Source organism: Candidatus Methanodesulfokora washburnensis, from assembly GCF_003947435.1.
Taxonomy (GTDB): domain Archaea; phylum Korarchaeota; class Korarchaeia; order Korarchaeales; family Korarchaeaceae; genus Methanodesulfokora; species Methanodesulfokora washburnensis.
The window spans coordinates 1-5,521 of sequence record NZ_RCOS01000028.1 but is presented as its reverse complement, the minus strand read 5'-3'; the positions used below and the strand labels follow the sequence as shown (position 1 = coordinate 5,521).

Annotated in this window: 7 protein-coding genes; 6 read left to right on the top strand and 1 reads right to left on the bottom strand. The window is 43.3% G+C overall.

The annotated features are described in order from the left end of the window. The first annotated feature begins 231 nt into the window (after positions 1-231). The 6 genes from D6D85_RS02075 (at position 232) to D6D85_RS02050 (ending at position 4,988) form a co-directional block, all read left to right on the top strand. Entirely contained in the window at positions 232-507 is a 276-nt protein-coding gene (locus D6D85_RS02075) for a hypothetical protein (protein ID WP_237558714.1), read from the top strand. 127 nt (positions 508-634) lie between these two features. Beyond that, the gene (locus tag D6D85_RS02070; RefSeq protein WP_125670425.1) at positions 635-1,249 is read left to right on the top strand and encodes a hypothetical protein; all 615 of its coding nucleotides are present in this window, start codon (positions 635-637) and stop codon (positions 1,247-1,249) included. Positions 1,250-1,393: 144 nt separating this feature from the next. Then, on the top strand, positions 1,394-2,818 hold the full coding sequence (locus D6D85_RS02065; RefSeq protein ID WP_125670424.1) for an FAD-binding oxidoreductase: 1,425 nt from the start codon (positions 1,394-1,396) through the stop codon (positions 2,816-2,818). 5 nt (positions 2,819-2,823) lie between these two features. Next, positions 2,824-3,117: a (Fe-S)-binding protein gene (locus D6D85_RS02060; RefSeq protein ID WP_125670423.1), complete on the top strand. Its 294-nt coding sequence runs from the start codon at positions 2,824-2,826 to the stop codon at positions 3,115-3,117. Further along, a complete protein-coding gene (locus D6D85_RS02055; RefSeq protein ID WP_125670422.1) occupies positions 3,117-4,052 on the top strand; it encodes a (Fe-S)-binding protein in 936 nt (311 codons plus the stop codon). Before D6D85_RS02060 ends, D6D85_RS02055 begins: the two co-directional genes overlap by 1 nt. 24 nt (positions 4,053-4,076) lie before the next feature. Then, positions 4,077-4,988: a TerC/Alx family metal homeostasis membrane protein gene (locus D6D85_RS02050; protein ID WP_125670421.1), complete on the top strand. Its 912-nt coding sequence runs from the start codon at positions 4,077-4,079 to the stop codon at positions 4,986-4,988. A 113-nt stretch (positions 4,989-5,101) separates the two neighbouring features. Here the strand turns inward: D6D85_RS02050 and D6D85_RS02045 are convergent, their stop codons facing one another. Beyond that, a complete protein-coding gene (locus D6D85_RS02045; RefSeq protein ID WP_125670420.1) occupies positions 5,102-5,356 on the bottom strand; it encodes a type II toxin-antitoxin system RelE family toxin in 255 nt (84 codons plus the stop codon). Positions 5,357-5,521 lie beyond the last annotated feature (165 nt).

The following is a 5,521-nucleotide window of genomic DNA, read 5'->3' as shown; positions in this document are numbered from 1 at the left end:
CTTAGGAAGCTCCTTTTTCCCATTACCTCCGCTTATACAGCGCCTTCAACATGCTTGCATCCATTATCAGAATATATCTTCCTCAAAGCTTCCACAAGATCCTCTCCCTTCCACTAATAGTTCGACTTGAGGCCAAGTCCAACGATGCCATCAATCCCTTCTTCCTTCTCGAACATAGGAACTTAAGATTTTATGTGTTAATAAAGTTTCATTAAGATAATCCTCATTCTGTTGGCTTTATCTGTAAACTCTATCAAGGTTATCCCTAGAGAGTTCACTGTGGGAAATTACGTAGCTATCGCAGCGAAAGTTTCGAGAAAGCTCAAGAATCTAGTGGATGAGCTGGAGATAAAGCTAGGTTCTGTCATTAGAAAAGCTCTGAAGGAGGAAGTCAGGAGAAAAGCCATAAGAAAGCTAGAGGAAAGAGCAAAAAAGCTTCTTGAGAGGCTACCTGAGATTCCAGATGGGGAGATTGCCAAGCTGATCAGGGAGGACAGGGAGAGATGAGGGGACAGGCGTAAAGCCTGCCCTAAACGCTGGAAGCCTCGCCTTCAGGGCGGATAGCTCACCGAAAGGTTTGAGATTGATAAATTATTAAGCTGAAAGTTTTTTACCTTGCCACAGCAGATGTCATATGAGAGCTGAGATAGAGAGAAAGCTTCTTCACATCGCCCTTTCCGCGCTCATGTTTGCTCCATATTTTCTTTCTTCTCCCCTAAAATATGATCCCGTTAATGCTTATGGTCTTATAGTAGCTGCATCCGCTTGGCTTTATGCGGTTAGAGCAAAGGGAATTCCAGCAGAGCTGGCGCAAGTAGCAAAAAGAGTGAGAATAGAGGGAATGGATAAGCTTACATCTCAGTTTGCCATGTCAATAGAGAGGCTTGAGAGGGATTATGAGAAAAGAGCAGGATGGATCGGCCTTCTCACAGGGGTTATTGGGATAGGAAGCTCCTACATGATATTCGGAGATTGCTTTATAGCTGGGGTTCTGGCGATGATCTTTGTTGATGGGATCTCAGCAATAGCTGGAATTACCATGGGAAAGAGGGGAATTCCAATGTCTAAGGGGACAATTGAGGGCACTTTAGCGGGATTTCTCTCCTACTTTGTTGTAATGGCTTTTATGATTGATCCGGTCAGGTCAGCTGTGATAGCAGCTGCAACCTCCTTTGCTGAGCTTTATGGGATTGAGGACAACATATCCGTGCCATTAGTATCGTCCTTCTTGTTCCTGATCCTTAGGTAAAATCAGCCTGCAGAACATCCTCACTCGGGGTCTTCTGGCCTTTTTAACAACTTTGCTGAAGGCTTTATCGGGATCTCTTCATGGTCTTGTAAAATAAACTCATGCTAGGATAAGTTTTTAGCTTTTTGCAGCAGAACTCTCTCAATGGTGGAGAGAAAGAGGATAGTTGAGGATCTGAGAAAGATCCTTGGAAGGGAATCTGTCGAGGATGATGAGCTCACGATAAAGCTTTACTCAAGAGATGCTGCGTATATAGAGGGAAGTGCTCTTGCAGTAGTTTTTCCAAAATCCACTGATGAGGTATCAGCCCTCCTCTCCTATGCTTACAGAAGAGACCTGAAGATATATCCTCAGGGCTCGACAAGTGAGCTTGTTGGATCGTCAACTCCAAGCGATGATGGTGTGATACTCAGCCTCAGCAGGATGAACAGAATAAAGGAGTACAGTGTAGTAGATATGTATGCAATAGCGGAGCCAGGAGTTAGGCTTGTTGAGCTGAACGAGGTTCTGGCTGAAGTCGGCTATATGTTCCCAATAGACCCCGCATCGGTGAAATCGGCAACTGTTGGAGGAGCAATAAACTCAGGAGCTGGGGGAATGATGGGCCTAAGGTATGGAACGATGAAGGATGCAGTTTTAGGCCTAGAAGTAGTGCTTCCCGATGAAAAAGGTACAGTTTTAAGGCTGGGAGGAAGGACGACAAAGTACAGAGCTGGCTATGATTTAATTCGTCTCATAGTTGGAAGCGAGGGAACTCTAGCAGTTGTAACTGAGGCCACTCTTAAGATAGTCCCAATACCGGAGAACATAGTGAGCATTGCGGCCTTCTTCCCAAGCTTGGATGATCTGGTGAACGCTGTTGTCGAGCTGAAGAGAAGGGGGATAAACCTGTACATAGCCGAATTTCTCGATTCCCAGACAGTTGATGCAGCAAAGGTGATGAAGCCGAGAATACAGGGGGAGGGAAATCTTCTCATAATAAGCGTTGATATCGCCAGAGAGGCTGCTGATAGAATGTTATTGATGCTTGAGGAGATAATGAAGGAAAACAATGCATCGGCTGTTTTCAAGGCAAGCTCGATGAAGGAAGCTGAGGAAATGGGGATATTTGACATGAGAAGGGGCTTTTATCCTGCTTCGATAAAGATAGCCGCTGAGAGAAGAAGAGATGTGGAGAGGAGATCCATCTTCTTCATAGAGGACATATCCGTTCCACCGTCTAGGCTGGCTGAATGCGTGAAGAGGATAAGGGATCTTGCAGAAAAGCACAATGTGAACATCACGCTTGGAGGTCATATAGGAGATGGAAACCTTCATCCGAATGTCTGGTTTGAGGAAGGAGATGAGGAGGGAAAAAGAAGAGCTCTGGAGTTTCTGGATGAGCTCATGAAGCTTGCTATCGAGCTTGATGGCACTATCAGCTCAGAGCATGGGATAGGGACAACGAAGAAGGAGTTTCTCCTGATGGAGATGGAGAGAAAGGAGGGGTTAAAGGCACTTGAGATAATGAAGGAGATAAAAAGAGCATTCGATCCAAAGGGAATTCTCAATCCGGGAAAGCTTTGGTGACAGGAATGACAGAGGAGCTGAGGAAGGAGATATTAAGGGATGTGTCAAAGTGCTCCTTCTGTGGTTTCTGTGAGTGGGTCTGTCCAACTTTAAAAGTGATGAACGACAGGGTTTATGGTGCCAGAGGTAGAATTAATACAATAATGATACTCCTGAGGGATGGTGGAAGGAGCAGAAAGGGGATTGATGGGATATTCTCATGCCTCCTCTGTGGCGCATGTAGCACTCAGTGCCCAGCTGGAATAGACATAAGGGAGGACATAAGGAAGTTCAGATCCTACATCTTGAGGGGATTTTGATGATGAGAGAGATCCTTGATATAATAGTTGAAAACACTAGGAGGAGGGGAAGCCCAGTTCCGATACCGGAGAGAGCTGCAACTGGATGGGCTGATGGCCTCAACATACCCTTTGGAGGGGATACAGTAATATACACAGGCCTTCTCTACCAGATGATACCCTACCTCAACTCCTTTGTCTCCCTTTTGGAGAGAGTAGAGGGGAGAGGCTTTTCCCCTCTTGTGCTAAAAACTGGAAAAGTCTTCGGAAAATTGTTCAACTTGACCGGAATTATAAGAGTTTCAAAGGAGGAGCAGATGAAACAGCTTGAGATTGTCAGGAATATAGCCAAGCTTTTGATGAAGGCCGGAATTTCCTTCGGTTATTTATATGGGGAGGAGATGTATTCAGGCGCCCTTCTTCATGATCTAGGCTTGGAGAGGGATTTTGAGAAACATGCTGCTGAGGTGTACAGAACGCTTAAGGAAAGAGGTGTTAAAAAGATTATAACAATAGATCCTCATACAACCAATGTCATGAGATCCGTTTATCCAAAATACATGGAGTTTGATCTGGAGGTTCAGAGCTACCTAGAGCTTCTGCCTGAGGTCAGGGGAAGCGTGAAAGAGGATGTTGTCATACACGACTCATGCATCTATGCCAGACTCGAGAACGTGATAGAACAACCGAGAAGTCTGCTCTCCTCAGCTGGATTCAGGATAATAGAGCCAAAAAGAAGCAGGGATATGACCTTTTGCTGCGGTGGACCTGTTGAATCCCTCTTTCCCTCTCTCTCAGGAAAAATTGCAAGATTAAGGGCAGATGAGCTCAGGAAATACGGGGAAAAGGTTGTTGTGATGTGCCCAATATGCCTTGCATCCCTCTCCAGAGCTGGATTAAAAGTGGAGGACATATCAAGCTGCTTGGCCAGATCCCTAGAGGGTAAAGATTTTTAATAGGTGGATCACTAGCCTCAGTCCATGCAGCCATCAATTTACTTCTGGATTGCTTTTCACTTAGTGATAATTATATTTCTAATTATAGATTTTATTTATTGGGAAAGGAAAAAGAGGATAACGTTCAGGGACAGCCTTTTCTGGACGGTCATATGGATAGCGATAGGTTTCTTCTTTTCTATCATTATATTAGAGTTCTATGGTATGGAAGAGTTTATAAAATATATAACTGCTTATATAGCTGAAAAAATGCTCTCAATAGATAATTTATTTGTTTTTTTAGTTATATTTACATATTTTGCTGTACCGGAGAGGAGCAAGCATATAGTCCTGCTAGCGGGAATAGTGTGCGCAGCCGTCTTCAGGGCCATCTTCATATTTGCAGGAGTGATCCTCCTGCAGATGTTTCACTGGATGGTTTACATATTTGGTGCGCTCTTAATATACACAGGTTTTAAGATTGCCGGAGAAGTGAGAGGTTCTGTCGATCCTCAGAAAAATAAAGCGGTGAACTTGGCCAAGAAGTTCCTGCCCATAGCCCCAACTTATGGTGAAGGAGGTTTCACTGTAAAACAGAACGGAAAGAGGCTCTTCACACCTCTGATCCTCGTTTTAGTTGCTATTGAGACCACAGACATAATGTTCGCCCTCGACTCGGTTCCAGCTGTTCTAGCGATAACTAGGGAGTTCTTCACCGCATATACATCCAACATAATGGCTGTACTTGGGCTGAGAGCCCTGTACTTTCTGCTGGAGCACGGTTTAAGGCTCGTGGAAAATCTGGAGAAAGGTCTGGCGGTATATCTGGTATATCTAGGCCTTGCTTTCATCTTATCTGCTTTCGGTATAGATATTCCTCCCTATGTCTCCCTCCTTTTAATAATAATTATAATAATATTTTTAACAATAGCATCTAAACTAAAGCAGCACTCTTAAGATTTAGATAAAGGGTGTACAGAAGGAGCTATAGATTGCTAAAATAAGTTGTTCAAACGCCATAAGAGCTTAAGAAAATGAAATTTAGGCTTTAGCTGTGAAAATCGCTGCTATTATTCATATACTCGCTCCCTTTTGTCTATTTTCAAGACAATAATCCTACCGTTCTTCTTATCTACCTCATACAATAATCTATACCTTCCAATTCTTATTCTATAGACATTGACTTCACCTTTTATCTTCTTATAAGGATAGGCGTAGGGGTTCTCTCGGAGATTTTCCAGAATATTCTTTATCTTTTCTCTGTACTTTTTAGGCAGGCCTGATATGAATTTAGCTGCCTTCCTTGAAAATATTATTTCATACACTTTCTCCACCGAAAACCTCATCAAAGCTAACATACTCGCCACGTTTGACTTCCTCACGTATTTTCCTCAGTTCCCTCCGTTCTTTCTCTGTAAGTTCTTCATATCCTATAAAATTATCTATTTTTGCATTTATCTCGATCAGAATCTTTTCTATATCATTTATTC

Excerpts from the sequence above, each read along its gene's own strand:
- D6D85_RS02070 (WP_125670425.1), top strand. The coding sequence starts at position 635 with ATGAGAGCTGAGATAGAGAGAAAGCTTCTTCACATCGCCCTTTCCGCG.
- D6D85_RS02055 (WP_125670422.1), top strand. The coding sequence starts at position 3,117 with ATGATGAGAGAGATCCTTGATATAATAGTTGAAAACACTAGGAGGAGG.
- D6D85_RS02050 (WP_125670421.1), top strand. The coding sequence starts at position 4,077 with ATGCAGCCATCAATTTACTTCTGGATTGCTTTTCACTTAGTGATAATT.
- D6D85_RS02065 (WP_125670424.1), top strand. The coding sequence starts at position 1,394 with ATGGTGGAGAGAAAGAGGATAGTTGAGGATCTGAGAAAGATCCTTGGA.
- D6D85_RS02060 (WP_125670423.1), top strand. The coding sequence starts at position 2,824 with ATGACAGAGGAGCTGAGGAAGGAGATATTAAGGGATGTGTCAAAGTGC.